25 protein-coding genes are annotated in these 25829 nt (G+C 39.8%); 6 read left to right on the top strand and 19 right to left on the bottom strand.

Annotated features, from left to right (window positions below; all coding sequences use genetic code 11):
- Window positions 1–11 precede the first annotated feature (11 nt).
- The 6 genes from recA to M0R16_03180 all read left to right on the top strand — a co-directional run bounded on the left by recA (window position 12) and on the right by M0R16_03180 (window position 6556).
- On the top strand, window positions 12–1031 hold the full coding sequence (gene recA, locus M0R16_03205; GenBank protein ID MCK9611893.1) for a recombinase RecA: 1020 nt from the start codon (window positions 12–14) through the stop codon (window positions 1029–1031).
- A 21-nt stretch (window positions 1032–1052) separates the two neighbouring features.
- Complete coding sequence (locus M0R16_03200) at window positions 1053–2075, top strand: tetratricopeptide repeat protein (protein MCK9611892.1); 1023 nt, start codon at window positions 1053–1055, stop codon at window positions 2073–2075.
- A gap of 105 nt (window positions 2076–2180) precedes the next feature.
- The gene (locus M0R16_03195; protein ID MCK9611891.1) at window positions 2181–4211 is read left to right on the top strand and encodes a S9 family peptidase; all 2031 of its coding nucleotides are present in this window, start codon (window positions 2181–2183) and stop codon (window positions 4209–4211) included.
- Window positions 4212–4297: 86 nt separating this feature from the next.
- Window positions 4298–4822 carry a hypothetical protein gene (locus M0R16_03190; protein ID MCK9611890.1) on the top strand — a complete coding sequence of 175 codons (525 nt, stop codon included), beginning with the start codon at window positions 4298–4300 and terminating at the stop codon, window positions 4820–4822.
- A 139-nt stretch (window positions 4823–4961) separates the two neighbouring features.
- Window positions 4962–5480: a T9SS type A sorting domain-containing protein gene (locus tag M0R16_03185; GenBank protein MCK9611889.1), complete on the top strand. Its 519-nt coding sequence runs from the start codon at window positions 4962–4964 to the stop codon at window positions 5478–5480.
- 20 nt (window positions 5481–5500) lie between these two features.
- Window positions 5501–6556 carry a hypothetical protein gene (locus tag M0R16_03180; protein ID MCK9611888.1) on the top strand — a complete coding sequence of 352 codons (1056 nt, stop codon included), beginning with the start codon at window positions 5501–5503 and terminating at the stop codon, window positions 6554–6556.
- A 151-nt stretch (window positions 6557–6707) separates the two neighbouring features.
- On the opposite strand, the gene M0R16_03175 is transcribed toward M0R16_03180, so the two are convergent.
- The 19 genes from M0R16_03175 to M0R16_03085 all read right to left on the bottom strand — a co-directional run bounded on the left by M0R16_03175 (window position 6708) and on the right by M0R16_03085 (window position 25811).
- Entirely contained in the window at window positions 6708–7775 is a 1068-nt protein-coding gene (locus tag M0R16_03175; GenBank protein MCK9611887.1) for a hypothetical protein, read from the bottom strand.
- 241 nt (window positions 7776–8016) lie between these two features.
- A complete protein-coding gene (locus tag M0R16_03170) occupies window positions 8017–9210 on the bottom strand; it encodes a beta-ketoacyl-[acyl-carrier-protein] synthase family protein (GenBank protein MCK9611886.1) in 1194 nt (397 codons plus the stop codon).
- A 3-nt stretch (window positions 9211–9213) separates the two neighbouring features.
- A complete protein-coding gene (locus M0R16_03165; protein MCK9611885.1) occupies window positions 9214–9480 on the bottom strand; it encodes a phosphopantetheine-binding protein in 267 nt (88 codons plus the stop codon).
- 8 nt (window positions 9481–9488) lie between these two features.
- Entirely contained in the window at window positions 9489–10124 is a 636-nt protein-coding gene (locus tag M0R16_03160) for a hypothetical protein (protein MCK9611884.1), read from the bottom strand.
- Window positions 10125–10129: 5 nt separating this feature from the next.
- On the bottom strand, window positions 10130–11287 hold the full coding sequence (locus M0R16_03155) for a hypothetical protein (protein ID MCK9611883.1): 1158 nt from the start codon (window positions 11285–11287) through the stop codon (window positions 10130–10132).
- Between the two features lie 3 nt (window positions 11288–11290).
- Window positions 11291–12577, bottom strand: coding sequence for an ABC transporter permease (locus M0R16_03150; protein MCK9611882.1), 1287 nt, complete (start codon window positions 12575–12577; stop codon window positions 11291–11293).
- Between the two features lie 11 nt (window positions 12578–12588).
- Entirely contained in the window at window positions 12589–13341 is a 753-nt protein-coding gene (locus tag M0R16_03145) for an ABC transporter ATP-binding protein (GenBank protein MCK9611881.1), read from the bottom strand.
- 65 nt (window positions 13342–13406) lie between these two features.
- The gene (locus M0R16_03140) at window positions 13407–14411 is read right to left on the bottom strand and encodes a BtrH N-terminal domain-containing protein (GenBank protein MCK9611880.1); all 1005 of its coding nucleotides are present in this window, start codon (window positions 14409–14411) and stop codon (window positions 13407–13409) included.
- A 13-nt stretch (window positions 14412–14424) separates the two neighbouring features.
- Window positions 14425–14856: a hypothetical protein gene (locus tag M0R16_03135; GenBank protein MCK9611879.1), complete on the bottom strand. Its 432-nt coding sequence runs from the start codon at window positions 14854–14856 to the stop codon at window positions 14425–14427.
- A 26-nt stretch (window positions 14857–14882) separates the two neighbouring features.
- Entirely contained in the window at window positions 14883–15332 is a 450-nt protein-coding gene (locus tag M0R16_03130; protein ID MCK9611878.1) for a hydroxymyristoyl-ACP dehydratase, read from the bottom strand.
- The gene (locus M0R16_03125) at window positions 15311–16684 is read right to left on the bottom strand and encodes a radical SAM protein (GenBank protein MCK9611877.1); all 1374 of its coding nucleotides are present in this window, start codon (window positions 16682–16684) and stop codon (window positions 15311–15313) included. Before M0R16_03125 ends, M0R16_03130 begins: the two co-directional genes overlap by 22 nt.
- A complete protein-coding gene (locus tag M0R16_03120; GenBank protein ID MCK9611876.1) occupies window positions 16681–17352 on the bottom strand; it encodes a lysophospholipid acyltransferase family protein in 672 nt (223 codons plus the stop codon). The genes M0R16_03125 and M0R16_03120 overlap by 4 nt, the downstream gene beginning before the upstream one ends.
- 247 nt (window positions 17353–17599) lie before the next feature.
- Entirely contained in the window at window positions 17600–17851 is a 252-nt protein-coding gene (locus M0R16_03115) for a phosphopantetheine-binding protein (protein MCK9611875.1), read from the bottom strand.
- Window positions 17852–17868: 17 nt separating this feature from the next.
- Window positions 17869–19089: a beta-ketoacyl-[acyl-carrier-protein] synthase family protein gene (locus M0R16_03110; protein MCK9611874.1), complete on the bottom strand. Its 1221-nt coding sequence runs from the start codon at window positions 19087–19089 to the stop codon at window positions 17869–17871.
- Window positions 19090–19197: 108 nt separating this feature from the next.
- Entirely contained in the window at window positions 19198–19926 is a 729-nt protein-coding gene (locus M0R16_03105) for a beta-ketoacyl-ACP reductase (protein MCK9611873.1), read from the bottom strand.
- Between the two features lie 318 nt (window positions 19927–20244).
- On the bottom strand, window positions 20245–22620 hold the full coding sequence (locus M0R16_03100) for a carboxypeptidase-like regulatory domain-containing protein (GenBank protein MCK9611872.1): 2376 nt from the start codon (window positions 22618–22620) through the stop codon (window positions 20245–20247).
- Window positions 22621–22765: 145 nt separating this feature from the next.
- The gene (locus M0R16_03095) at window positions 22766–24106 is read right to left on the bottom strand and encodes a B12-binding domain-containing radical SAM protein (GenBank protein MCK9611871.1); all 1341 of its coding nucleotides are present in this window, start codon (window positions 24104–24106) and stop codon (window positions 22766–22768) included.
- A gap of 32 nt (window positions 24107–24138) precedes the next feature.
- On the bottom strand, window positions 24139–25050 hold the full coding sequence (locus tag M0R16_03090) for a dihydroorotate dehydrogenase (GenBank protein ID MCK9611870.1): 912 nt from the start codon (window positions 25048–25050) through the stop codon (window positions 24139–24141).
- Window positions 25044–25811, bottom strand: coding sequence for a dihydroorotate dehydrogenase electron transfer subunit (locus M0R16_03085; GenBank protein MCK9611869.1), 768 nt, complete (start codon window positions 25809–25811; stop codon window positions 25044–25046). Before M0R16_03085 ends, M0R16_03090 begins: the two co-directional genes overlap by 7 nt.
- Window positions 25812–25829 lie beyond the last annotated feature (18 nt).

Genomic DNA, 25829 nt, shown 5'->3' with positions numbered 1-25829 from the left:
ATTATTATACCATGTCAAAAGAAAAAGATACCGAAGTAAAAAAAGAAAGCAATTTCAACAAAGAAAAAATGAAAGCCCTGCAGCTTACACTTGATAAAATCGAAAAAAATTACGGAAAAGGTTCCATCATGAAACTGGGCGACCAGGCTGTGGAAGAGGTGGAATACATCTCCACCGGCTCTATTGGAGTGGATATTGCCTTGGGTGTAGGCGGTTTTCCAAAAGGGCGCGTTATCGAAATCTATGGCCCGGAATCCTCTGGAAAAACCACCCTGGCCTTGCATGCCATTGCCGAAGCACAGCGTAAGGGAGGCATTGCCGCATTTATTGATGCCGAGCATGCTTTCGACAGCATTTATGCCCGTAAATTAGGAGTGGACATTGAAAACCTGCTGATATCACAGCCCGACAACGGCGAACAGGCACTGGAAATCACTGAAAACCTTATCAGGTCGGGAGCCATAGACATTATTGTGATTGACTCTGTGGCAGCGCTGACACCCAAAAGCGAAATAGAAGGGGAGATGGGCGACTCAAAAATGGGCCTGCAGGCGCGCCTGATGTCGCAGGCTTTGCGCAAGCTGACGGCAACTATAAGCAAGACAAGATGCTGCTGTGTCTTCATCAACCAGTTAAGGGAAAAAATCGGCATCATGTTCGGAAACCCTGAAACCACCACCGGCGGAAATGCCCTTAAATTCTATGCTTCCGTACGCATTGACATTCGCAAGATAAACCAGATAAAAGATGGTGAGAACATCATTGGCAACAGGGTACGTGTGAAAGTGGTGAAAAACAAAGTGGCTCCGCCTTTCAGGACAGCCGAAGTGGATATTATCTATGGAGAAGGCTTCTCAAAAATAGGAGAAATAATTGATATGGGCGTGGATAAAGAAATAATTAAAAAAAGCGGCTCGTGGTTCAGTTATAACGAAACCAAACTTGGGCAGGGCAGGGATGCCGTAAAACAATTACTTACTGATAACCCTGAGTTGTGCGATGAAATAGAAGCCAAAATAAGGGTAATTTAAAACAATAGACACGTAAACATTATGAGTTTTTTACGGATAATTCCGGTAGTAGTAGTTTTGTTTTTTGCAGCTGCTTGCGGAAATAATAATAGTGAAAAAGGTAAAGAGCAGAAAAGTGATTCTCTGCCTGATACGCTTGCCATGCTAAGTAAAAAAATTGCCGAAAGTTCAGAAAATGCGGCTCTTTATGAACAGCGGGCTTTGTACTACCTGAATCACGGAGATATAGAAAAAGCCCTTAACGATGCCGGCAAAGCTACAATTCTGGACCCAAAAAATTCAAGCTACCTGAGGACTTTGTCGGATGTTTTTTTTGCCGGAGGGAAAATCACGAAGTGTCAGGAGATGCTGGAGAAAGCCTGTGAGATAAATCCTTCCGATGACGAAGCCCTGCTGAAACTGGCAGAGCTGCATTTTTATAAAGAGGAATATAAAATAGCTTTTGAATACACCGAAAAAGCTTTGAAAATTGACAAACTCAACGCTAAAGCGGATTTTATCCGAGGCATGATGTATAAGGATATGGGCGACACGGCAAAGGCGGTGAGATGTTTTCAGATTGCAGTGGAAAAAGACCAGGACTATTATCATGCTTACATGCAGTTGGGGATTATCTATTCCACAAAAAATAACCCGCTCGCAGCTGATTACTTTAATAATGCACTCAACCTGAATCCAAAAAGTATTGAGGCTTTATATGCACTGGCAATGTTTTACCAGAATACCGGTGAATACAACAAGGCGATTGAAAAGTATTCCACCATATTGCAGATTAATCCAAAGTATAAATTTGCGCATTACAATCTGGGGTATATCCATCTGGTTTACCTGCAGGTGTATAATCAGGCAATAAAACATTTTACCGATGCCATCAGCTGCGACCCGAACTATGCCGAAGCCTATTATAACCGGGGATATTGCTATGAGCTTCTTGGAAATATCCAGGCGGCACGCATTGATTACCAGCAGTCATTGAAAATAAAAGTGAATTATCAGAAAGCCATTGACGGCATGAACCGTCTTGATAAATTAATGAATATGTAAATTAATATTTTTTTCCAGCAGTCGAAATTCACTGAGAATCAGCGAATATCTGCGAAACTCCTGCCTTGTCGGCAGGCAGGTGCGGGAAAAAGAAAAATAAAATTTATGAAAAAAACATCATTTATTTTTGGAGCCATTTTAGCACTGTCATTTTGTGCATTTTCACAAGAGAAACTCACAGCGGAATTGTTATGGAAATTCGGCCGGGTGAGCGATATGCAGGTGTCGCCTGATAAGAAAACAGTGCTGTATGGTGTAACATATTACAACCTTGAAGAGAACAAAGGCAACCGCGATTTGTATGTAATACCTGTCTCCGGGGGAACTCCCGTAAACCTTACGAATTCTCCCGGCAGCGAATGGAACGGAGTTTGGCGTCCTGATGGGAAAAAAATAGGTTACATCTCTGCTGAGAACGGCGAGCCACAACTCTGGGAAATGAATCCCGACGGCAGCGATAAAAAACAGCTGACAAATTTCGAAGGCGGCATCAATGGTTTTTCCTATTCTCCAACTATGACGCACGTACTTTTTATCAGAGATATCAAACTCGATAAAACCACTAATGAAATCTATCCAGACCTCCCCAAAGCCGATGCTCGCATTATTGACGATTTATTCTACCGGCACTGGGACAGCTGGCACGATTATGCATATAGCCATATTATTGTTTCTGCATATTTCGAAAGCACAGTCACTGGCGCACTGGATATCATGCGTGAAGAAAAATTTGATGCCCCGTTAACTCCCGATGGAGGCATGGAACAAATTTCATGGAGCCCCGACGGGCAGAAGATTGCATACGTGTGCCGCAAGCTGAAAGGCAGGGAAGAAACTGTGAGTACTAACTCCGATATTTATATTTTCAATATGCAGACAAGCATAACGGAAAATATTACTAAAGATATGCAGGGCTATGACCTCGACCCAGCGTTTTCTCCCGACGGTAACAGAATTGCCTGGTGTAGCATGAAAACCCCGGGCTATGAATCAGATAAGAAACGACTGATGGTTTATGATTTCACATCGAAAACATATACTGACGTAAGCGAAAGTTTTGATGAAAGTGTTTCAACCCTACGATGGAATGCCGACAATAACTTCATTTATTTTCTAAGTTACACAAAAGGTACCTGTCAGGTTTTTCAGGCAGAACCCGAGACAAAAAAAATTGTACAACTCACAAACGGTGTTCATGATTTTTCGGAATTGTTTGCTGATGGCACTCTCATACTTGGGGTGAAAATGTCTATGTCAGAGCCATCAGAGATATACCGCCTGGATATGGATAAAGGCAAATATAAACCTGTACAACTGACTTTTACTAACAAAGAAATGTTGAGCAAAATAACTATGGGTAAGGTTGAAGAACGCTGGGTAACAACTACTGACAACAAGCAGATGCTGGTATGGGTCATCTATCCACCCGATTTCGATAAAAACAAAAAATACCCTGCATTGCTTTATTGCCAAGGTGGACCGCAAAGTGCTGTCAGCCAGTTTTTTTCGTATCGCTGGAACTTTCAGATGATGGCGGCCAACGGCTACATTGTTGTTGCACCTAACCGCCGGGGTTTACCGGGTTTCGGGCAGGAGTGGAATGCACAGATATCGAAAGATTATGGCGGGCAGAATATGAAGGATTATTTATCGGCTATTGATGCTGTTTCAAAAGAACCTTATGTTAACGCCGATAAACTTGGAGCAGTGGGCGCAAGCTATGGCGCTTTTTCCGTATACTGGCTGGCTGGCAACCACAACAAGCGTTTTAAAGCGTTTATTGCACATTGCGGTATGTTCAATTTCGAAAGCTGGTATGGCAGCACTGAAGAGTTATGGTTTGCAAACTACGATCTGGGAGGAGCGTATTGGAAAGAACCCAAGCCAAAAAGCTATGATTTTTCACCGCATAATTTTGTTGGGAATTGGGATACACCCATTTTAGTAATTCATGGAGGCAACGATTTTCGTATTCCCTATACCGAAGGTATGCAGGCTTTTGATGCGGCACAGCTTCAGAATATTCCCAGCAGGTTTTTATTCTTTCCAAATGAATCGCATTTTGTTACGAAACCGCAAAACAGTGTGTTATGGCAAAGGGAATTTTTCCGTTGGCTTGACCTGTGGCTTAAATAAAAATTTATTAAATAGTTTGTAAAACAAATGTTTTTTGATATTATTGATAGGTTAAATAAAATGTTATTTTTGTAAAAAAGTAAAACATGAAAACACTTTCACTTAAAATCAAATTGTTGTTTGCAGCAGCTATTATTGTCGCTTCTATGTGTTCAAGTACCAATGCTCAGGTATTTACTGGCGGTGATATGAATGTATCGTTTCTTAATGGAGTAACAATTAATATTGCTCCAACAGTAGGGTACAAATATAAAAATTTCAGTGCAGGTTTTTCACCTATTCTACAATATATGGCTGTCAGCACTACAGACCTTAAAGGAGATTTTGCTTTAGGCGCTAAAATATATGCTGAATACGACATATGGAAAGGAATTCTTGCCCATTTGGAATTTAAAGCAATGTACACAGGTTATCTTAGTGACACTATTGTGAAGAAAGGTTTTGTTGTAGGTATGCCAATTGGAGTGGGTTATCAGCGGGAGTTGACTTCTGGATTATGGATTAAAGCTATGGCATTATACGACCCTTTTATTCAGTTTAAATTCATTCCGACTTCCCCATTATCAAATCCGTCCGTTAGCATCGGTTTCAATTACGTATTCAATAAATAAGATACAATTAATTCTCAGAGAAGCCTCGGATTTTCTTTTCGAGGCTTTTTTTATATAAGGACTTCTTTTTACATTATTATATTTTTTATTTGCTTTTATTTTATAAATGTTATATATTTGTTTCTTTAAAAATTATTATATGAAAAATAAATTTATTATTATTTTAGTTTTAGGTGTTTTTGCTGGCCCCCAACTGTTTTCGCAACCATCGTTAAAACCTTTTGTTGTGGCATCATCCGGAGGCTATTACACTTCTGCAGCCGGTTCGCTTTCTGCGACAGTGGCTGAGATGACAATGGTGCAGACGTTTTCTGCTGCAAGTAATTTCCTGACCCAGGGTTTTCAACAACCCGGTGAATGGTATGCTTCCGTAAAAGAAGATAAACCCACAAATGGGATTAATACTTATCCAAATCCGAATAACGGAAAATTTTGTTTCGTTGTAAATTCACAGCAAAAGGGTTCAGCAGTTATCAATGTTTATGATATTCTGGGCCGAAAAACAGTATCGGAAAAGATGAACTTAAACCCCGGAATAAACTCAACATCCATTGATATCAGAGGTTCTGCAATAGGTATTTATCTTTTAGAATATCTCTTTACTTATGAAAACGGCAGAAAAGAAGCGAAGGTTATAAAAATCAATTTAGCATATTAACTATTAAAAAATAAAATTACATGAAAACAACATTTACAAAATTCGTGGCAGTATTTTCCATGCTGCTTTTTGCATTTTCCTCATTTGCCCAGTCGCCTCAGGCATTTAATTACCAGGCTGTTGCCCGCGACGCTTCGGGTAATGTTTTACAAACCCAGCTTTTGGGCATTAAGGTGTCATTACATAAGGGCTCAGAATCGGGGCTGGTTTCTTATTCTGAAACATTTACACCGACAACAAATGAATTCGGTTTGTTTACCCTTGAGATAGGAAAAGGTACTGTTGTCAGTGGAGAATTTGACACCATAGCTTGGCAAAAGAACCAGTATTGGTTACAGGTAGAGATGGATCCTTTGGGAAGTTCTACTTATGCCAATATGGGTACCAGCCAGTTGTTAAGTGTCCCTTACGCGATGTTTGCAGCAAATGCGGATATCAAAGGCGACTCAAACTACATCCCGAAATACCAGCCCATGGGCGGATTGATTAATTCAAGCATTTATGAAAATAAAAATGGGAATATCGGGGTCGGGACAATGGCGCCAACAGCCGACCTTCATATTGACGGGAATACAAGGTTGACGGGAGCATTTTACGATATGTCGAATTATGCAGGTAATGAAGGTGATATTCTTACCAGCACAGGCGCAGCAACAAAGTGGGCAAATACTCGGATTTCTTTTTCAGCCTACGCCATAACATACACACATATTCCTGCCGCTAGTAACACATATATCACTTTAAACAAAGAACTGTTTGATGATGGAAATAACTATGACACTATTAATAATCAATTTGTGGTCCCTTCAGCAGGCTTGTACCATTTTGATGCCCATGTTATGTTAAATGCTGCTTCATCAGCAGGTTCGAATACCCGTATTGAATTATATGTAAATGGGGTGTCTAAAAAAGTTTCGGCTTCACAAACAAGCTCAGGTGTTTTTGGAATAAATATTTCTGCAGATATGAAACTCGTTGCCGGTGATATTGTAAAAGTTGTTGTTTACAGCGTCCTCGACATTTATAGTATTTCAACTGAATCTTCTACCTGGTTTACCGGGCATAAAGTCTATTAATAAGTTGTTTTATTTCTTGTTAAAGGAGGTTGTTTAAGTTAGCAACCTCTTTTAAGAAGTTATAATCCGTGAACTTATGCTTGTTGCGGTAACTTTTCTGTGGCATTTTATGCATCTGGAGTAGAAAATGAAACACTATAAGAATAAAAGATCAGATACCCGAGAGGAGCATGATGGTATGTTGCTCCCCGGCATAATGATTATATAATAAAATGCGGCGGATACGTTCAGGGTGTTTGCCTTTGTAAAGGGCGGTCCGGGGTATCCGCTGTTTTTTTAGAATATTTGAAGCCAGCCAGAGTCCGAAAGCCGAAGCGGTATAGTATTCCCCGCATAAATGTTTGAAAGCGGCAACAGCTTGTTTATCAAAAATTTCGTTTATTACTGAATGGTACCACTTGTCGGATTGTTCGTTACCGTTAAGCCCAGCAACAAAAAGGTCTATATCGGTGGCTGATAAATTATTCTCTTTTAGTATGTTATTGATCGCATCATGGATGCCTTTTGTTGATTTGGGTTTGTAGACTGTTTTTAAACAATCCAGGCGGGCATAGGAATTGGGAAGCCGATTTTTTGTCAGTGTAAAATACACAGAACCTTCGCCGGGAATTGTGCCTTGTCCGGGGTTTTTCAGCAGGTCAAGATGGTTTTCTGCTTGTTGCCGCCACAAACCCAACAGGCCGGAGATATTAAAATGATTTTCAGAAATTTCGTCTATTCCGCCCACCAGCGCTGAGTCAGTTTCGCCTCTTTCCAGAAGATCAAGTCCGTCAGCCAAGGCCGACTCAAACGAAAAACCGCGGTGAACATAAGTGGTGTTGTAGTTGGAACACTTCAGGATAATTGCAATTTGTGAACTTATGGTATTGTATGTTGATTGCATGAAATTTGTGGGGTTCAGCAATGTCTCATTGTTGTCGAGCATGGTCATCAGAAATTTCTCGGTATCTGCCACGCTGCCCAGGCCTGTTCCTGTAATGATGGCGCCGGGTTGTTCAATTTTGCTTTCTCTCAAGCTGATGAGTGCGGAGGTTATCCCCATTTTAATAACACGGCTCAGGCGGCGTGATAACAAAGGGTCAATGTAATCGCGGTACGATTCAGGCTGTATGCTTTGCAGAAATAATGCCTGCTGGTTTACAGGTTCTTCTAGAAAATCGGTATTTGCAATAGTTTTTTGAGGTGAGATGCAACCGATGCCGGAGATGTAGGAGGACATTTTTTGAGGGGATTAGGTGGTTAGGCTGTTAGACCGTTAGGCTGTTAGGTGTTTAGGTGTTTAGGCTGTTATTATGATTGATTTCTTTTATTTTTTTTTGTCTTCTTTGCACACTACTGTATTTGCTTTGCGTTCGTTATGGTTATGTTTTTAAGGACTTCAAATTCAAATTTAGTGTTTCATTTTTTTAATTCTGATTTCCGACTTCTGACTTCCAACTTCTGACTTAATCCATATCCTCTTAAATCTTTGAAAAAATTAATGAAGTGTTATTTCCTCCAAAACCAAAAGAGTTGGATAAAGTATGAGTTAGTTTAATGTCGGTAATTAATTTATCAACAGGTTTAAATTTTAGTTCGGGCATTTGTTCATTAAAATTCAGGTTGGGGAAAATCATATTATGTTTCATTCCCAGCAGGGTAATGATGGCTTCAACGGTACCTGCTGCGCTGGTAGTGTGTCCTGTGTATGGTTTGGTAGAACTTACGGGTGGAATTTTTGGACTAAATAGTTTTTCTATTGCCCTGCCTTCCGAGATGTCGTTATTGTCTGTTCCGGTGCCGTGAGCGTTGATATAATCAATATCGCAGGCTTGAAGTCCGCTCATTTCCAAAGCTTTTTTCATGGCAAGGTATGCCCCGTCCCCATCAGGAGAGGAAGCTGTTTGGTGAAAAGCTTCGCAGGCATTTCCCCATCCGCTGAGTTCGAATGAAAAATCCTTGCAGGAAGTTGCCGAAGTTTCTTCTGCCTCTAATACAATATATGCTGCTCCTTCGCCGAGAGTAATGCCTGCCCGGTTTTTATCAAAAGGCCTGCAGGCTTCTTTGTCTAATATTTTCAATGAGTTGAACCCATTAAGATGAAACTTGGTGAGGCATTCTGTACCTCCGGCAATAATACGTTTCAGTTTTCCGCTTTGTATCATCCTGGCACCTAGCAAAACAGCATTGGATGCAGAAGAACAAGCCGTGCTTACCGTTGTGATGAAATCCTTAATCCCAAAATAATCAGCAACTTTTTCAGTGCTGTCGGCACAGTCGTGAGTTTCAATATAAGGGTTGATTTTTTTTAATTTGAGGTAATCATAATAAAACAGTTCGCTCTTATCCATACCTCCTACGGTGTTTGCCGAAATAAGTCCTGTGGCTGAAAAATCAGTTACTCCTGCAATATGAATAGCTTCCCGGACAGCTATCATTGCCAGCAACGTGGAACGTGTAAGGTTATTGGAGTTATTCAAGCCCATCATCTTTGCAAGTTCTTCGTTTGAATAAAGAACTTCTGCTGCGGGAATTTTACCTTTATGAATGGTGTCAAGAAGCCTGATTGAACCAATGCCTGAACGGCAGTGTGAAAGGGCATCAAATGTTTCCGGCAGGTTTTTTCCTAATGAGGAGATGATCCCCATACCGGTAACAAGGATTTTGCTGCCCATGAATTACTGAGCCTTTTGGTGTTCTATGATATATTTTGCCAGGGAGCGGATGGATGAAAATATTTTCTTCCCTTCTTTGGGGTCTTCAATTTTGATACCATAATTTTTCTCGAGCAACACAATGATTTCCAATGCATCAATGGAATCCAACCCTAAACCCTCTCCGAATAAAGCAGCATCAGGGTCAATGTCTTCGGGTTTTATATCCTCCAGATTAAGTTGCTGTATGATTTCCAATCGGAGTTTTTCTATAAGTTCTTGTTCCTGCATAGTTTAGGTTACTTATTGTTATATAATTTGTTTATTTCTAAAGCTGCAAATTTACAGATTTCTTCCGAACCTGCAAGCATCGTTTTATTTTCGGTAAGCAGCAAAAAAGCTTCATAATTATCATCTTCTATATCAGCCCATCCGCAGATACAGGCTTCTATTCGTTTTTTTTCTGCTAAAATGGTAACTTGGCTGACAAGCATCTCCGCATCAAATTCACTGGTAATAAAAACTGCATTTTCACCAAAAAACTGATTTTTAATACAGATTTCGCCCAGCATAATGTTTGGAAGGGTATAAACAAACACGGAAGGGCTTGGAAAATAATTTTGCCTGTCGCTTATACTTTTCTGGTGATCATTGTCGGTATTGATGGTGGAAGCATTATTAAGAAACAGCAGCCCGATGTCCTCTTTTGCGTAATTGCTTAGTAAATTGGTATCTTTCAGGAGGACTTCGGAAGCTACAAATGCAAGTTTGCTAAGGCTGTCCATTTTATAAAACTTAGGATAGGCAGGGCAGATTTGTTTGAATGCGGATTTAATAAATTCGGTAAAACCGTTATCGTTTTCCTGACTGAATACCTCCCTGCTGTTGCACCGGATAAGGTTTTTTGTGATATGGGCGGATTTAGTAATAATCATAGTTGTTATTCTTTTTCAAATACCACGGCAGCATTGCAACCGCCAAACCCGGAAGCTGTTTTTAGAATACAATACTGTTCTTTTTCCAGCAGCTGGCCAGCGATGGTGATTCTTTCCGGCACTCCGTACTCTTCATACCCTAATGTTTTATAGATTTTATTTTCCTGCATGCCGTAAAGTGAAATTACCGATTCAATAATTCCTGCAGCACCTAAGGTATGACCAAAAAATGCTTTCAGGCTATTGAGTGGTACATCGCTAAGTCCAACCCATGCAAAAGCTTTTGACTCCATTTCGTCGTTAAAGGGTGTTGCGGTACCATGAGCCGAAACAAAATCAATTTTCCCGGCATCCACTCCGGCCTGTTTCATGGCCCGGCTTATGGCAAGGTATAATCCTTCTCCTGTGCGTGATGGGCCCGAAATATGGTTGGCATCATTGTTACTGGCACCACCGCTGACTTCAATAATGGTGTCGGCACTGATGTTTTCTTTTTTATTTGTCAGTATTAGAGTTCCGGCACCTTCCCCAAGGTTTAAACCGTTGCGGTTTGCGTCAAAAGGTTTGCAAATGCCAAAAGCCAGTGATTTAAAAGACAAAAAACCTGACACAACAAATTCCGAAACAATGTCCCCGCCCACTATCACCGCATTTTCATATCCTCCCAGGCTTAGGATATTTGCTCCATTGATAATGGCCAGCACTCCTGAAATACATGCATTAGAAATAATAATAGGCTTATTGGGGTTTTTAAAATAAGAGGAAATTATTTTAGCGGCCTTCCACAGATAATTTCTCTCCTGTAGAAAAAAATCCTTGTTACGGCTATCAAGCAAATCAATATTGCCTTTAGTGGAGGAAATAATGAAGATGGTTTTTTCTGACGACACATCAATTTTTGGGTTTCCTTTTATCGCTTTATCAGCCGAAAGTATCATCAGCTTTTCAAAGCGGGTGAATGCTTTATTATCAGCTAATTTTGAAAATTCCCGTTCCAACCTCCCGGTATCAACCAGCGAAGCATAAAAGTTTTCTGGGTATAAATTTCTGTCGGTTACTAATGAAACTCCACTAATGTCTTTTTTAATTTTATCGATATGTTCTTCAGTAGTAAATCCTAAGGAACTTATTGCATTATTGCCGCAGATATAAACTGAAAGCATGAATTATTTAATTTTTTTTAAAGCTTTATAAGAAAATGCTACAATGAAGCATCCGGTTCCGAATAAAAATAATTTGAAAACATTAGGCAGCACTTCTTTAACTCCTGCATCACGCAAAAAAAGGTCATAAAAACTTGTTAGTGGCCAGTTTAGTGGTGAGTAAACGAGAATATGCTGGAAGGTTTTTGGCATCAGGTAAACAGGCATCCACAAACCACCCATAGAAGCAAGTACTATAATCAGGATGACTCCGATGGATGCCGCCTGCTGGTAACTTGTGCAGAATGCCCCCATCAGAACCCCGAAAGCCACGGCGGCATAAGAAGCGGTGAAAACTACCAATAACAAAGCATCGAAATGGCTTCCTAACTGTAGTCCGGGTATGCCAGCATAAGGAATAAGATATGCCCCCATGCTGAATAATATAGTTACCTGAAGCAGGCACACAATGAAATACACCGTAATTTTTCCAATGAAAGTTGTGGTATAAGTACTTGGCATGGTTACCAGCCTCATATAGGTTCCGCCGTCTTTTTCCTGTATAATGCTCGATGCAAGCGGAATTAAAATAAAAAACATAGCAAAAAGCGTCCAGGAGGGCACGTTATGCTGGGTAGAATTTGGAATGATGGAATTGTCGGGCTCTGATGCATACTGCCTGTTAACCGTAATCATTTCGGGATAATTGACGTTAAGCTTTTTCCCACCCGGTAAAAAATCAGATAATACTTCTGAGTACATTCCTGATAGCATTTTTCCGACTATGACAGCAGAATGTTGGCCAATAGCTCCGTCCACCAAGGCTTTTAAAGAGTTCCTTACAGCCGGGTCGTAATAAATTTGAATAACAACTGAGTCAAAATTATACGCATTATTGGTTTCTGATGTTAAGCCTATCTCGGAAAATGTTTTTAACACTACTTTGCGTGCATTACTTCTTAAAGTGTCGGTAGCACCTTCCGGTATATAAACTCCTACAGGAAATTTTCCCTCCGCTACGAAATGTTCTAATGACTGTTTATCCAATTTTTTTCCGTCCACTTCTTCGAAAATTGTAAATGCTTTGGTTTCATTCAAGCCTTTTTTTATGGCTATTCCAAGGCTGTCATTTTCAGAGTTACAGAATAACATTGATATCTGCTTATCCACTGTAGAGTTTAAGGCGCTGTCTTCAATAACCGTCATTACAAAAACCAAAATGACAGGCATGACGAAAAGGGATATAATGCCAGCTCTGTCGCGTATAAGCAATAGTACTTCTTTGATAAATGCCGCAAAAAATTTATTCATGCCCGCTTTGTTTAATCTCTCAAATCAATACCTGTTAGTTTCAAAAATACTTCTTCCAGTGTCTGGCAGCCCGGGCACCCTGAGATGAGTTGCTGAGGTGTTCCCCTTATAATAATCTTTCCATTATCCATAAATGCAACTTTTGAACACAGGGACTCGGCTTCCTGCAGATAATGTGATGTGTACAGTATCGTGGTTCCGTTTCGGTTAAGTTCCCGAAGGTATTGTACTATCTGGTTTCTTGATTGTACGTCAACACCCACAGTAGGTTCATCCAGTATTACAATTTTCGGTTCGTGGAGCAAGCCGGCTACCAGGTTGATTCTTCGCTTCATTCCTCCAGAGAATGTGTTTATTTTTTTTCTCAGACTTTCCTGCATACCCAGAAATTCAGTGTATTTGAGAATACGTTCTTTCAATACTTTGGATTTCAGTCCGTACATCCTGCCGATGAATTGAAGGTTCTCTTTTGCTGTAAGGCTTGGATACAGCGCAATATCCTGTGGTATTATTCCAATAATGTTTTTAACTTGTTCTTTGTTTTTTCTGACGGAAAGCCCGTCAATATAAACATCTCCTTTTGATGGAGCAAAAAGTCCGCAAAGTATTGAGATTGTAGTTGTTTTGCCTGCACCATTCGGACCAAGCAACCCGAATATTTCGCCCCGTGAAATATTAAGTGAAATATGGTCAACGGAAGGTTTATGGTTGCCTTTATAAGTTTTGGAGAGGTTAATTATTTCAATTACAGTGTTTTCGTTCATATATAGTATAAATGCAAGCCTATCAATCGATAAACAAAAGTAAAAAAAACCTTACGAAGAAGCTCTTAAAATTTTATCTTTTTAAGTTTTCTGAATACTTTTTCCTCCATATCAGCGCAATCCATAAGGATTTCTGCAAGATAATCATAAGAAAATTCTGGTTCAGGCCTGTTTTTGCAATTGCGAGCGCCGAGATACGAGAAGTTTCTCCAGCGGTCGCCCACTTTGCCCATTTCGAGAGAAATTTCTTTCAGTTCATCACGTTGCAATAAATCGGCAGCTTCATTCAGAAATGCGCCGTACATAAACCGGTATCCAGCTCCTCCCGTACCAACTTCCTCCAGAAAAAGGATTGATTGGTTTAGGTATTGTGAAGCAATTTTATTTCCGTATTTAACCGGCCACTTGCGTACCTGTCGGGCAAAAAAACGTATGCCTTTAACGCCTATCATCCAGAAAGGTACGTCGAGCATTTCGTTACAGGATTTTTTTATCCCGTCAATAGCAGGTTTCCTGAAATCCATTGTTTTGGGAACTTTGGTCATATAATACATTTTCCCGTTAGGTGCGAAAGCTCCTTTTGGGAATCGTACTTTTATCATATCCTGATAGGATATCTTGTTTTCCCCTTCTATGATGCTGTCGGCAACAAAGTATTCGTTGTTTTCTTTCCCATAAACCACCATATTGTGCATATTGTAGTGCATACGATATTCCGGAGGGAAAAACGGCAGGTAGAAAACAGTTACCTGTACCCCGACAGGGATACCTTTTTCTAAAACACGGTCTAGTTCATCCATGGCTTTTTGGGGGTTGCGGAATGCCATGCGTTCAAATTTTACACCCAGGCTGTTGCAAGTTCGTCCGAAAACCTTTCCGGGCAAAGTCCTGAAAGTAGTTGCCGGTGAATAGTTTATTTTCATGAAAGGAAGATGCCCGAAAGAATAACCGGCACCTATACCGAAAACCATAGGTTCTGTGATTTTTATCTTAAAATACCCAAGCATATTCACTGTTGCTCCGCTTTCGCAATGAGCTGAAAGCTGCATATGGTCAAAATTTAATTTCATATAGTTTAAACGATTATAGTTTTATGTGGTCAATGTCTTTTAGTTCTTCAATTGAAATTTCAAAAAAATCAGCATAAGGTTTCAGGGTTTTGTCCCTTAGGCGGTTAAATATTCTGACTTTCATATGCCTTTTTACCCGCCAGACAGGGTAACCTGTAAATTTTGCTAGAATTTTGATGTCAGAAATGCATTTTTCCATGTAATAGGCAACAGGGCTTATTTCCCCATTAATAACTTTTTCTTTGGCCAGGTGGATTCGTTCTTTTATAATGTCCCAGCTGTGTTGTACTATTGGATTCCTGCCTCCCCATTCAGCCTGAAGTTCATGCACATAGTTGCCGTTTTTATCAATTTTATAATGAGTGATACGAAAATCATAATCCACATCAAGGTTTTCCGCATCTATGATATGGCTTGAATTATAAGATTTTTTATCTTTTGTCATAAACTTATCTTTATATTGTAATATTATTAACTGTTTATTTTAAGAAATATTTTCATCTCTGCCTGTGCAATTAAATTTTTTTCGCAAAAAACTTTACTGCGAATAAGTGTAGCTCCTAGAACTTCATATTCTATGAATATTTCTGTAAGGAGTTCTGTATTCACTTCAGGCAGTTTCATTATTTGCAAATTAGTGATTGCACCGATAAAACCAATGGGAACGGCTTCATTATTTTTGCTGCAAACATAGCCCACTCCCAAAGCTGCGGATTGAGCAATGTTTTCAATAATGCCGGGTTCGCGTAAGACGCCTTCTGATACGAAAATATTATCTTTGTTAATTGAGAATCCGCTCACAGTTTTTTTGTCTTCTGCAGAGATTAATTTGTCAACCATCACAATTGGCGGTCGCTGCGGAATTAATTTATATATTTCTTCTCCCTGTGCCAGCATATTTAACGGATTAGATATTCCCATAACGGGCCTTTTTTGTTTCTTAATTTTCTTAATTTATCTGTGATTGCCGAGGTGTCTTCATCGGGAAAAACCCAACGCCTGCCGCTGAGCAAAGCCCGTTCTTTCAGTGTGCCGAGGGTCACGTGTTTTGAAATATAGTATTTAGGTTCGAGCAAAGTGTCGTTTTTGTTAATGATGTTTTCATTTACAGCAATGTGGAAAAGTTTTGTCCCGGGATAAATCCTCATACCAACAAAGGGGAAAAATACTGTATTTTGTATTCTTTTACTGTTGCTAAAGGTCTCGTTAACCGTCTTATCTGTTTCTCCATATCCGGCAAGTATAAGAAAATGTGCAAAAGGCACTTCCACCTTATTACACAATTCCGACTGGGATAAAATATCCGATACGGTAAAGTGTTTTCCGTAGTTTTTCAGTGTTTCTTCGCTGATACTTTCCGTGCCAAATTCGATATGGGTTAGGCCGGCATTTTTTAAAAGGCGGAGTGTAGTCTCTGTAAGTCCTTTTGGATAAAAATAGGCTCCCCAGCGTATATTTATTCCAGACCTGATAATCTTTTCTGCCAGTTCCACGTTGAAATCTTCCTTGATGTTAAACACCGAATCGGTAAAGAAAATATAATCTATGCCTTTGTCGTGGTATAACCTGCTGATGGTTTCCACGATGATATCAGTGTTCAGAGTGCGGACTTCGTGCCCTTCTATAACAGGGTAAGTGCAATAGATGCAGTGAAAAGGGCAGCCGCGCTTTGTCTGAATGTTAAGCATACCGCTTTGTTTCCAATAATAGTCTACAAGCGATTCTTCAAAACATACGCGAAGGTCTGTGGTGTGAAGTTTTCTTTCATTGACAATTATTTGCCCGTTTTTTCTGTATACCAGACCTTCTATATCATCAACCGGCAGGTCTTTATCGAGGCGTTTAATGAGATTTACTATGCCTTCTTCTCCTTCGCCTATCATGGCGTAATCGGGTTTCAGAAGTTCATAAATTGCGGTCGGGAAAATAGAAAATCCTGCACCGCCGAGAAAAAGAGTGTAATCGGCATGATAATTATCACGTAATAGTTCAATAACGGTTTTATATTCTGTAACAAAATTTGTAGGGTCGTATGAATTTGCTCCGTCAATATTACGGATGGACATCGCTATATATTTAGGCCGATGCGTGTTAACAAAATGAATCAACTCGTCAGGTGTTCCCATGTTTAAATCAAAAACATCAACATGGTAATGAGGAAGTTTTTCTTTCAGGTAAGTTGCAAGATAGGAAATACCTATAGGATAAACAGGATAAGGTTGTGACAGGGTGTTCAGCGAAACAAACAATATATTAGCAGAAGTTTTGCTCATTCGGTTTTGCTCCAGAAATTATAATAGTTAAACCATTGTAAGGGATATTTGCAAACAATTTTTTCCAGCGCTGCAGCGTAATCATTCACGGCATCCTTTAAACCCTGTTCACGTTTTTTCATGGAATAAAAATTTTCTATATAGCGTTTAGGAGTGGCAAAAAACCTGTAGAAGTTTTTCCCTTCTTTCATGGCAAAAGCATAAACCACCGGAACATTGTATTTTCCTGCAATATAGTAGGGGCTTAAAGGAAATTTGGCATCATGGCCCAGAAAATTACAGCTTACAGTGAGGTTGCCTGCAAGAAACCTGTCGCCGTTCATTGCTATAAGTTCCTTATTCTTCAAAGCTTTTTCTATCTGTTGCAAATGCCCGATGCCGTCATTGATAATGATGAAGTTCACATTTTTATCTGCCAGGACGTTTGATAAATAATTTCGGATTCTTTGATGCTCCGAATCAAACATCAGTATATTGATTTTAGTATCGAAATACTCCAGAAGCTGGCCGGCAATTTCCCAGTTGCCAACATGCGCATTGATTATGATGCCACCGGTATTGCCATCAATAAGCTCTTTTATAATATGGTCGTTGTCGTAATTGCGCAAAAACTGTTTTCCAACATCTGAAAGCAGAGCAACCTTGTCAACCAGGACTTTTCCCAGCATGCAATAACTTTTATAAATATACAATAACGATTTTATTTTATTGTAGCGGTGTATCTTGTTAAAATAAAAATAGGATGACATGAAGGGTTTTCCGAAGGAAAAAAAATAATATACTGCAATAATTTTCAGAAAGAAATATGCAAAAGAGGTTCCTAAATTTTTAATAATGAAAACGAATACTTTATGGCCGGTTACGCCTCCTCGTGATTTTCCTTGCCATAGGGCCATGTTTATATTGGGTTAGTTATCAGCGTTTGAGAGTTACACGTTCACTGACATAATTATAAAAATCCTGCAAGGTCTTTACATTCACCATCTCTTCGCCCTTAACCTTGAAGCCGAAATTTTTTTCGATGATGACTATGATATCAACAAAATCAAGGCTGTCTATACCTAAATCGGTTTTCAGCAGGGCGTCGGGTTTAAGTTGTGATTCTTCCAACTCAAATTCTTCAACCAGAAAGCTGTTAATTTTTCGGATAACTTCTTCTTTTTCCATTGACAGATTATTGTGTTTCAGTCTGTTTTCTTAATAATTAATGCTGAATTTGTACCTCCAAATCCAAAAGAATTTGACAAAAATACATTAAAATTTTTATTTATAGTTTGCGGTACGATATTTAGTTTGCAGGAATACTCATCGGGTTCTTCAAAATTAATATTTGGGGCAATAAATCCATGTTGCATCATCAGTGTGGCATACACAATTTCACTGGCTCCTGCCATCCAGCATTCATGGCCGGTCATTGATTTTGTGGAACTGATAAATGGTTTGTGGTGTCCAAAGACTTCTGCGATACCGATAGCTTCGGAATTATCGCCGTGAATAGTGGATGTAGCATGGGCATTGATATAGTCAATATTGGCGGGAGACATACCGGCATCTTTCAGTGACATTTTCATGGTGCGTATCAGACCTTCAACATTTGATTGAGAAATATGTTCACCATTGGAAGAAAATCCGTATCCTACGATTTCCCCGAGTATAGGTGTGCCTCTTCTAAGGGCTGATTCATAGCTTTCGAGAATTACTGTTGCGGCTCCGCCGCTGGGAACCAAGCCGTCACGATTTTTATCAAAAGGGCGCGATGCTTTTTGTGGTTCATTTTCCCTGACAGAAAAGGCGCTAAGTGCATCAAAACTTCCCATCGAATAATGATTTACTTCCTGAGCGCCGCCACAGACAATCATATCCTGTAAACCCTGTTTTATAAATAAATATCCCAGCCCTATGGCGTGAGAACCGCTGGCGCAGGCAGCGCTGATGGTGAAATTGATACCGCGAAGTTTGAAAATCACAGAAAGATTCATGCTCACCGTAGAGTTCATCGACTGAAAAATATATCCAGAGCCCAGTAACATGGTGTCTTTTTTCTCCCTGACGATATCCGTGGATTCAATAACTGCTTTTGAAGAACTGTCGTTGCCGTATAGTATCCCAACTTCTTGATTCTGCAGGAAATCAATATCTATTTTGGCCTGGGTCAACGCTTCCTGTGTGGCAAGAAATGCGTATTCTCCCTGTTCAGCCATACCTACTCGTAGTCGCCTGTCGAGGATTCCCTTCAGGCTTGGCCTTTCAACTATTCCCGAAAGAGCAGAACGATACCCAATTGCTTTACGCTCTGCGATATATCCTATGCCGGAACGGCCCTCGTACAAGGATTGTTTAACTTCTTCCTGGTTTTTACCTATGCAAGAATAAATTCCTAATCCGGTGATTACTACCCTGTTCATTGGTGGTTGGTGTTTGGCGGTTAGTTTGTTTGTTGATGTTTAGTTTCAGTTTTTAGTCAGTAGTCGGCATCCGGCAATCGCCAGTGGCTATTTGCCAGTGGCCAATTTCTACGTATAAATTCCTCCATTTACCGAAATAACTTCTCCTGTTACATAAGATGCCTTTTCGGATGCTAAAAAACCTACTACTTCTGCTACTTCTTCGGCCGTGCCAAAACGCCCGACAGGAATCATCTGTTTTAACATATTTTCGTCAAGGTCTTTAGTCATGTCTGTTCTGATATATCCGGGTGCCACAGCATTCACAGTTACATTTTTTTTGCCGACCTCTTGTGCCAGCGCTTTTGTCATCCCGATAACTCCGGCTTTGGCAGCAGAATAATTCACCTGTCCCGGCAGCCCTTTAATGCCCGACAAGGACACAATATTAACAATACGGCCGTATTTATGTATCAGCATATCTTTAATTAAGCGCCGTGTGATGTAAAACAAACTGTTCATATTGGTATTGATTACATCGCCCCATTCTTCGTTTTTCATCCACATCATCAGCGCATCTTTTTTGATGCCTGCGTTGTTTACCAAAACTTCAATGTGTTTATCCGGGTTTTTCTCATACCAAAGTTCCAATGCTTTTTCAATACTTTCCTGTGAAGCTATGTCAAAGGGCATAAATTCGCCGGTACCCCCGCTTTGTTTAATGATATTCAAAGTTTCATTTGCCGCATCTTCGTTAGAAAGAAAGTTTATAAGAACATGATATTTCATTTCTGCAAGCTTATGACATATCGCTCTGCCTATGCCTCTGGAACCTCCCGTAACTAATGCTATTTTCATTATTAGTATAATAATTTATTAAAATAAGGGTGCAAAGATAATATTTTGTTGCTTATGCTGAGGAGATTTTTTCGTTTGGGGCTAGGGTGTGGTTGGATGGTTTTTAGGTAAGTTTGTTAATATGTTATATGGTTTTTAGGTTGTTTTGTTGTGGGGATGAGGGAGGAAAAGAAAAATTGCAAGGATGGTAAATACAACTGCCTGTTCAGCTGACATGGGGTGGTGCAGGAAACAAAACATCAGAGAATTTTTTAGAATTTATATCAATTCAAATAATTTTTATATTTGTGAGACCGATGGCAAAAGGTTATACGATATCTAAAACGTAAGTTTGAACTGCGGGATGAGCATAATTCCTAACTGATAAACTTTATAAAGTTTTCCTGAATTTTTATCAAAGGAGATATTCAATATGTTTTTCTGATTGAAAAGGTTTGCAATTTCAAGCCCAACTTCAAACGAAATTTTTTTTGCAGTCATGCGGTAAGAAATTTTTAAATCTGTGCGGCTGTAAACAGGCAGTTGCGATGAGTACGCCCTGTCATTATAATAAATTATTTTCTGTTCAATGTATGACTGACGTTCATTTATAGGAGTGTAATGCCTTCCTGAGCTTAAAGTCGTTTTGATATTTAGTATAATTGACCTGCTTTTTTTGACAGGTTTGTTTTTTTTTGTTTTAAACTTAAACTCCTTTCCGCCGAGCAAATTAATGTTGTACCCACTGTTGAAAGCTGTGCTACGTAAAATCTTATCTGCGCCGCTATATTTAGAAACGCCATAACTTGCAGTGCCAAGGTAATAAAAGCCTTTGGAAAAAAAACGTTCTGCAGTAACTTCGACACCATAGTTGTGCCCGATACCCAGATTGTTGAGATTATCAGGAGCTAAAACGTCAAAGCTGGCCCCTTCGTTGAGTAGCGAATAAGAACTGCCATTGCTTGTATCAATCGGAATGTCATACAAATATTGATAATACACTTCCGCTTTAAGCCGGGTGTTTTCTGAAATAATCCAGTCGTATGCGAGAGCCAAATGAATACTTTTTGAAAACCCCAGATTATGGTTCGAGAATTGGTAAGAGCCATCATCCTGCAATTCCTGCATAAAAAAAATAGTGGACGGTATCTGTTGGCTGTGCATACCAAAACCCAGGCTCAGGCTGTGTAAGGGCGCAACATTCCATTTCAATCCCAGCCGAGGTTCCAGCGCCCAGGATTGGTTATAAAAATAATATAGTCCATGGGCGCCGAGAGTCATGGTGAAAAATTCACTGACCCTGTACTGCCAATCTATATAAGCTTGCAACAAGGCCGAATATCCACAAAAATCATTTCGTTTGATAAACATATATTCCCGGGCATAATACAAGCTGTCTATAATATTGTAGTATATCAGGGATGCTTTAATTCCTGTTTTCAGGTGGTGCCTTGCATTGAATTTGTGAGTAAAACTGATGTTCCCAAACAATTTACATTCCATGTCGTTATTAAATTCATATCTGAATTTTTCAAGGCTTACGGGTGTTACCGAGTCTTTATAAAAATAAAAATTATGATAAGTGGTGGCCAGAGAAAATTTGAAGTAACTTGATTTGCTGAGCAGAAAATAATCGGATATGCCAATTACAGCTTGAGCAGAATGATTGTTAATATCCCATCCTCGCGTTCCGTAAAGGTCCCTGATATTTTTCGTGGTGTCTCTTTCACTGTCATTAAAAGCGATGTTGCTGATGCCACCATAGCCGAAAACCGACAGGTTGCCGATTTTAGTTTTGGGCAGGTTGACTTTAAAATAAATATCCTGGTATTTGGGCACACCTATTCCTGTGCCAAATTTTACGCCGAGCAAACTGAACAATTCCAGAAACGATATACGATAGCTTGTCATGTAGGAACTGCCTTTGGCCCGGTTGACAGGCCCTTCTGCTGCAACGCTGGCACCATCAAATCCCATAAGGATCGAAATGTCGTGTTTTTCAGTGTTTCCATTTGCTGATTTTAAGTCGAATACCCCGGCAATAGCATTGCCGTATTCTGCAGGGAAAGCGCCTGTGAGAAAATCTGAATTTTGAAGCAGGTTGTTTCTGAGAATGCTGATAGGGCCTCCGGAAGTGCCGAATGCAGCAAAATGGTTAGGATTTGGTATTTCAACATCGTCGAACGTCCAGAGTAAACCCGTGGGAGTGTTTCCCCTGATGACAATGTCGTTGCGTGCGTCATCACCGCTTCTAACGCCAGCATAATTGGATGCCATACGAGATACATCGCAACGTGTACCTGCAAATAGGCTGGTTTCTTCGATGGTAAAACTGCGAATGCTTACAGCTGCCATTTTATTGAGAGGAGTAATGCCATTATTTCCGGCACTTATCACGACTTCTTTTCCCGTGAAAACCTTTTCTTCCATACCGGCATTTATCACTAATTCTTTATGATGGAGTAGTTCCAGGTTTGTTAGTATAATATCGGAATATCCCATATAACTTATTTTCAGAGAGATGAAACCAACAGGGACGTCGCTTAATTTAAAGTTACCCGAGGTGTCTGTGGCAGCGCCTAGAAGAGGGCTGCTGTTCAAAACGACAATGTTGGCACCGATTAGCGGATATTTAGTAACCTTGTCGGTGATGCAGCCGCGAATAGTTTGAGTTTGAGAAAAACCTGCTATTGCCATGCATAATAATAGAAACAAAAATATGAATTTTCGCAGGCTTCTCATAGTATCCATATATGCAAAAATACATTTTTAATGATTTTCATAAGTTAGGAAGTAATAATAAAAAAGCAACAAACTACTGTTAACTGTTAACTGATAACTGCTAAATGATAACTGCTAACTAAATTACGTCAGTGCCCTTCTTTATCAGCCATAGTTTCCCTACATTTTCATAAAACTTTTCCAATGGCAATTTTGTTTTCAGCACACAATTAAAAAAGTTGTACTTCAGCAGGTCATGGTCAATAATTTCATTTTTCATTTCTTGATACAACAAGGTTCCAGGCATGGGTGTGAGTATGGTATAACCCGCATATACCACGGGGTGCATGGATGCATAATCTGATAATGCCTGAAAGTCGCTACCTGTATAGTCGTTTGGTACTACATAATTTCCTCGTAACATAATACCGTTTTTATCGAATATGGAAATGGCTTCTTTGATGAGGGCTGCTTCCGATGATTTATTATACTTTTTCAGCTCTTCATCCCTGAAAGATTCGAAGCCGCATATCACAACTTTCAGGCCGGCTTTGGCCAGTTTCTCGATGAGCCATGGGTGTTTTACGGCAGTGTCGAAGCGGATGTCCATCACATATTCTTTATCAATTTTTTCTTCTAAGATACGGTCGAATAAACGGCTGATAAAATTTACATCTACTATGGTATTGGCATCGGCGAAGCGCACAATTTTGTATTCGGGTATCTGTTTCAGTTCATCAATAATGCTTTCCAGCTCACGTTGGTAGAAATGTTTATTAAATTGTGGCCATATCGAACAAAAAGAACATTCATAAGGGCATCCCAATGATGTGAATAAATAGGTTGCCGGAACCGGTCTACCTCCAACTATATATGTTGAAATCCATCGCTGCAGCAAACTCCTGTCGGGCATGATAAAATCTTCACGAGAGGCGTTGAAGGTTTTGTGTATGGGCCTTGTCAGCCTAAGTATGTTATTTTCATTGATATAAAGTCCATCAATGTATTCAAAACTTTTATGCTGTGAATGTGCAATCACTACTTCCCTGAACATAGCAGCCGATTGCCCCGGGCACACCAAGTCAACTTCGGAGCAGGTAAAATCTTCTAGGGATAGCACCGTGTGCAGCCCGCCGGCAACAGTAAGGATTTTTGAATTATATTTTTTTGCTTCACGGAATAACTCCATACCATAAGGAAACTCTGATGCAATAAATGTTACTCCGACAATATCGGGCTGAAATTCTTCAATATATTTATGTGTGAGTTCTGCTAATGGTGGCGTATCTGGTATCAAATCGTATTCGCCTTTCATGTCAATCAGCATCACATCAAAATCTTTTAAAGCTGCGGCAACAGTCAGCAGTCCAAGTGGAGGACCAATAAGTTTTTTATGGACAAAGTGCTTGGCTTCTTCAGGAGCGTACTCCAGAATTTTATTTTCGGGAGAGCGTGGTGGGTTGATTAAGAGAATTTTCATGGTTCACAGCATTTTTGAAAAAAATATTGCTGTTAACATTTCAGTCCGCCTGTCAGGCTTTTTACCGATGAGACATTGTGCCGCTTGCAATATTCGTCAATACCTTCCACTATTTTAGCGCTTATGTCAGGCTCAATAAAATTTGCTGTACCAACTTGTATCGCTGTTGCACCTGCAAGCATAAACTCAATGGCATCGTTAGCATTCATGATACCTCCCAGTCCGATGACGGGGATTTTTACAACTTTAAAAACCTGCCAAACCATACGCAAAGCCACCGGCTTTATGCACGGCCCTGACAAACCTCCTGTTACTGTTGAAAGTTTTGGTCTTTGTGTTTCGGCATTTATGGCCATTCCCAATAAAGTGTTGATTAAAGAAACGCCGTCAGCACCGGCAGCTTCCACGGCAAGGGCTATCTCAGCGATGTTGGTAACATTAGGCGACAACTTTACGATGAGCGTTTTTTTATATGCCTTGCGCACAGCCAAAGTTACCTCTGTTGCTGAAGAACACGAAGTCCCGAAGGCCATACCTCCTTCTTTAACATTGGGGCAGGAGATGTTCAATTCAATGGCGGGGATTTTGTCAAAGTCGTTTAGTTTTTCAGCAACACTAATGTAATCTTCCAGCTTGGAACCCGAAACATTCACGATAATGTTGGTATCGTAATGTTTTATTTTTGGATAAATCTCATTGATAAATGCATCTACACCTTTATTTTGAAGTCCTACAGCATTTAGCATTCCTGAAGCTGTTTCAGCCATCCGTGGATATGCATTGCCTTGACGGGGTTCAAACGTTGTGCCTTTTACAATAATACCACCCAGTCGGCTGATGTCCATAAAATCTTCAAACTCGCTACCGTAGCCAAAAGTCCCGGAAGCTGTCAGTACCGGGTTTTTAAAAAATAAATTACCGATATTTACACCCAGTTCTACCATATAAGTTGTTTTGTGTTAAACACCGGACCTTCGGTGCATACGCATTTATGGCCTTCTGTGGTAGCAGTTACACAGCAAAGGCAGGCGCCTATGCCGCAAGCCATAAGGTTTTCAAGGGAAACTTCACAATCTATGTTTTTTTCTGTTGCAATACCGGCCATGACTTTCATCATAGGGGTGGGACCACAGCAATAAAGACGGTCATAGGATGATAAATTTTCAAAAACGCTGTGTTTTGTAAGAAATCCTTTTTCTCCCAGACTGCCGTCATCAGTAGCAACGAAAACTTTACCGTATTTTTCAAATTCTTCTTCTTCTAATATATCTTCAGATGTTCTCCCACCTAAAAGAATGTCAGTTTCGATATTGTTTTTGTGCAGAAAAGCTGCCAGATAAAGCATGGGGGCAATACCGCAACCGCCTCCGGCAAGAAGTGCTTTTTTTACGCCCTCATAAGTAAATGTATTGCCCAGAGGATATATAATGTTTAAAGTATCACCGGCTTTTAATTTTGATAAAGTTTGTGTGCCTTTTCCAACAACTTTAATAAGCAAATACAAAATATTTTTTTCGTAATCCACCTGATGTATCGAAATAGGCCGACGTAGAAAAACATCGTGATTGTTATTTATTTTAACTTCAACAAACTGCCCGGGAAGCATTTCCGGTAAAGGATATTTTGAGGTAAGGCTTAAAATGAAATACTGAGGGTTGAGTTTTTTGTTAGCGCATACGGTCAGGTCGTTGATATATTTTTTCATGTTGTGCGGATAAAAAAA

The organism is Bacteroidales bacterium (assembly GCA_023228145.1).
In the GTDB taxonomy this organism is placed as follows: domain Bacteria; phylum Bacteroidota; class Bacteroidia; order Bacteroidales; family CAIWKO01; genus CAIWKO01.
Note: the sequence above shows the minus strand (reverse complement) of the source record. Positions and strands in the feature narration are given on the sequence as shown.

Bases quoted from the DNA above. Each gene is read 5' to 3' on its own strand.
- recA (MCK9611893.1), top strand. From the start codon at position 12: ATGTCAAAAGAAAAAGATACCGAAGTAAAAAAAGAAAGCAATTTCAAC.
- M0R16_03200 (MCK9611892.1), top strand. From the start codon at position 1,053: ATGAGTTTTTTACGGATAATTCCGGTAGTAGTAGTTTTGTTTTTTGCA.
- M0R16_03195 (MCK9611891.1), top strand. From the start codon at position 2,181: ATGAAAAAAACATCATTTATTTTTGGAGCCATTTTAGCACTGTCATTT.
- M0R16_03190 (MCK9611890.1), top strand. From the start codon at position 4,298: ATGAAAACACTTTCACTTAAAATCAAATTGTTGTTTGCAGCAGCTATT.
- M0R16_03185 (MCK9611889.1), top strand. From the start codon at position 4,962: ATGAAAAATAAATTTATTATTATTTTAGTTTTAGGTGTTTTTGCTGGC.
- M0R16_03180 (MCK9611888.1), top strand. From the start codon at position 5,501: ATGAAAACAACATTTACAAAATTCGTGGCAGTATTTTCCATGCTGCTT.
- M0R16_03175 (MCK9611887.1), bottom strand. From the start codon at position 7,775: ATGTCCTCCTACATCTCCGGCATCGGTTGCATCTCACCTCAAAAAACT.
- M0R16_03170 (MCK9611886.1), bottom strand. From the start codon at position 9,210: ATGGGCAGCAAAATCCTTGTTACCGGTATGGGGATCATCTCCTCATTA.
- M0R16_03165 (MCK9611885.1), bottom strand. From the start codon at position 9,480: ATGCAGGAACAAGAACTTATAGAAAAACTCCGATTGGAAATCATACAG.
- M0R16_03160 (MCK9611884.1), bottom strand. From the start codon at position 10,124: ATGATTATTACTAAATCCGCCCATATCACAAAAAACCTTATCCGGTGC.
- M0R16_03155 (MCK9611883.1), bottom strand. From the start codon at position 11,287: ATGCTTTCAGTTTATATCTGCGGCAATAATGCAATAAGTTCCTTAGGA.
- M0R16_03150 (MCK9611882.1), bottom strand. From the start codon at position 12,577: ATGAATAAATTTTTTGCGGCATTTATCAAAGAAGTACTATTGCTTATA.
- M0R16_03145 (MCK9611881.1), bottom strand. From the start codon at position 13,341: ATGAACGAAAACACTGTAATTGAAATAATTAACCTCTCCAAAACTTAT.
- M0R16_03140 (MCK9611880.1), bottom strand. From the start codon at position 14,411: ATGAAATTAAATTTTGACCATATGCAGCTTTCAGCTCATTGCGAAAGC.
- M0R16_03135 (MCK9611879.1), bottom strand. From the start codon at position 14,856: ATGACAAAAGATAAAAAATCTTATAATTCAAGCCATATCATAGATGCG.
- M0R16_03130 (MCK9611878.1), bottom strand. From the start codon at position 15,332: ATGGGAATATCTAATCCGTTAAATATGCTGGCACAGGGAGAAGAAATA.
- M0R16_03125 (MCK9611877.1), bottom strand. From the start codon at position 16,684: ATGAGCAAAACTTCTGCTAATATATTGTTTGTTTCGCTGAACACCCTG.
- M0R16_03120 (MCK9611876.1), bottom strand. From the start codon at position 17,352: ATGCTGGGAAAAGTCCTGGTTGACAAGGTTGCTCTGCTTTCAGATGTT.
- M0R16_03115 (MCK9611875.1), bottom strand. From the start codon at position 17,851: ATGGAAAAAGAAGAAGTTATCCGAAAAATTAACAGCTTTCTGGTTGAA.
- M0R16_03110 (MCK9611874.1), bottom strand. From the start codon at position 19,089: ATGAACAGGGTAGTAATCACCGGATTAGGAATTTATTCTTGCATAGGT.
- M0R16_03105 (MCK9611873.1), bottom strand. From the start codon at position 19,926: ATGAAAATAGCATTAGTTACGGGAGGTTCCAGAGGCATAGGCAGAGCG.
- M0R16_03095 (MCK9611871.1), bottom strand. From the start codon at position 24,106: ATGAAAATTCTCTTAATCAACCCACCACGCTCTCCCGAAAATAAAATT.
- M0R16_03090 (MCK9611870.1), bottom strand. From the start codon at position 25,050: ATGGTAGAACTGGGTGTAAATATCGGTAATTTATTTTTTAAAAACCCG.
- M0R16_03085 (MCK9611869.1), bottom strand. From the start codon at position 25,811: ATGAAAAAATATATCAACGACCTGACCGTATGCGCTAACAAAAAACTC.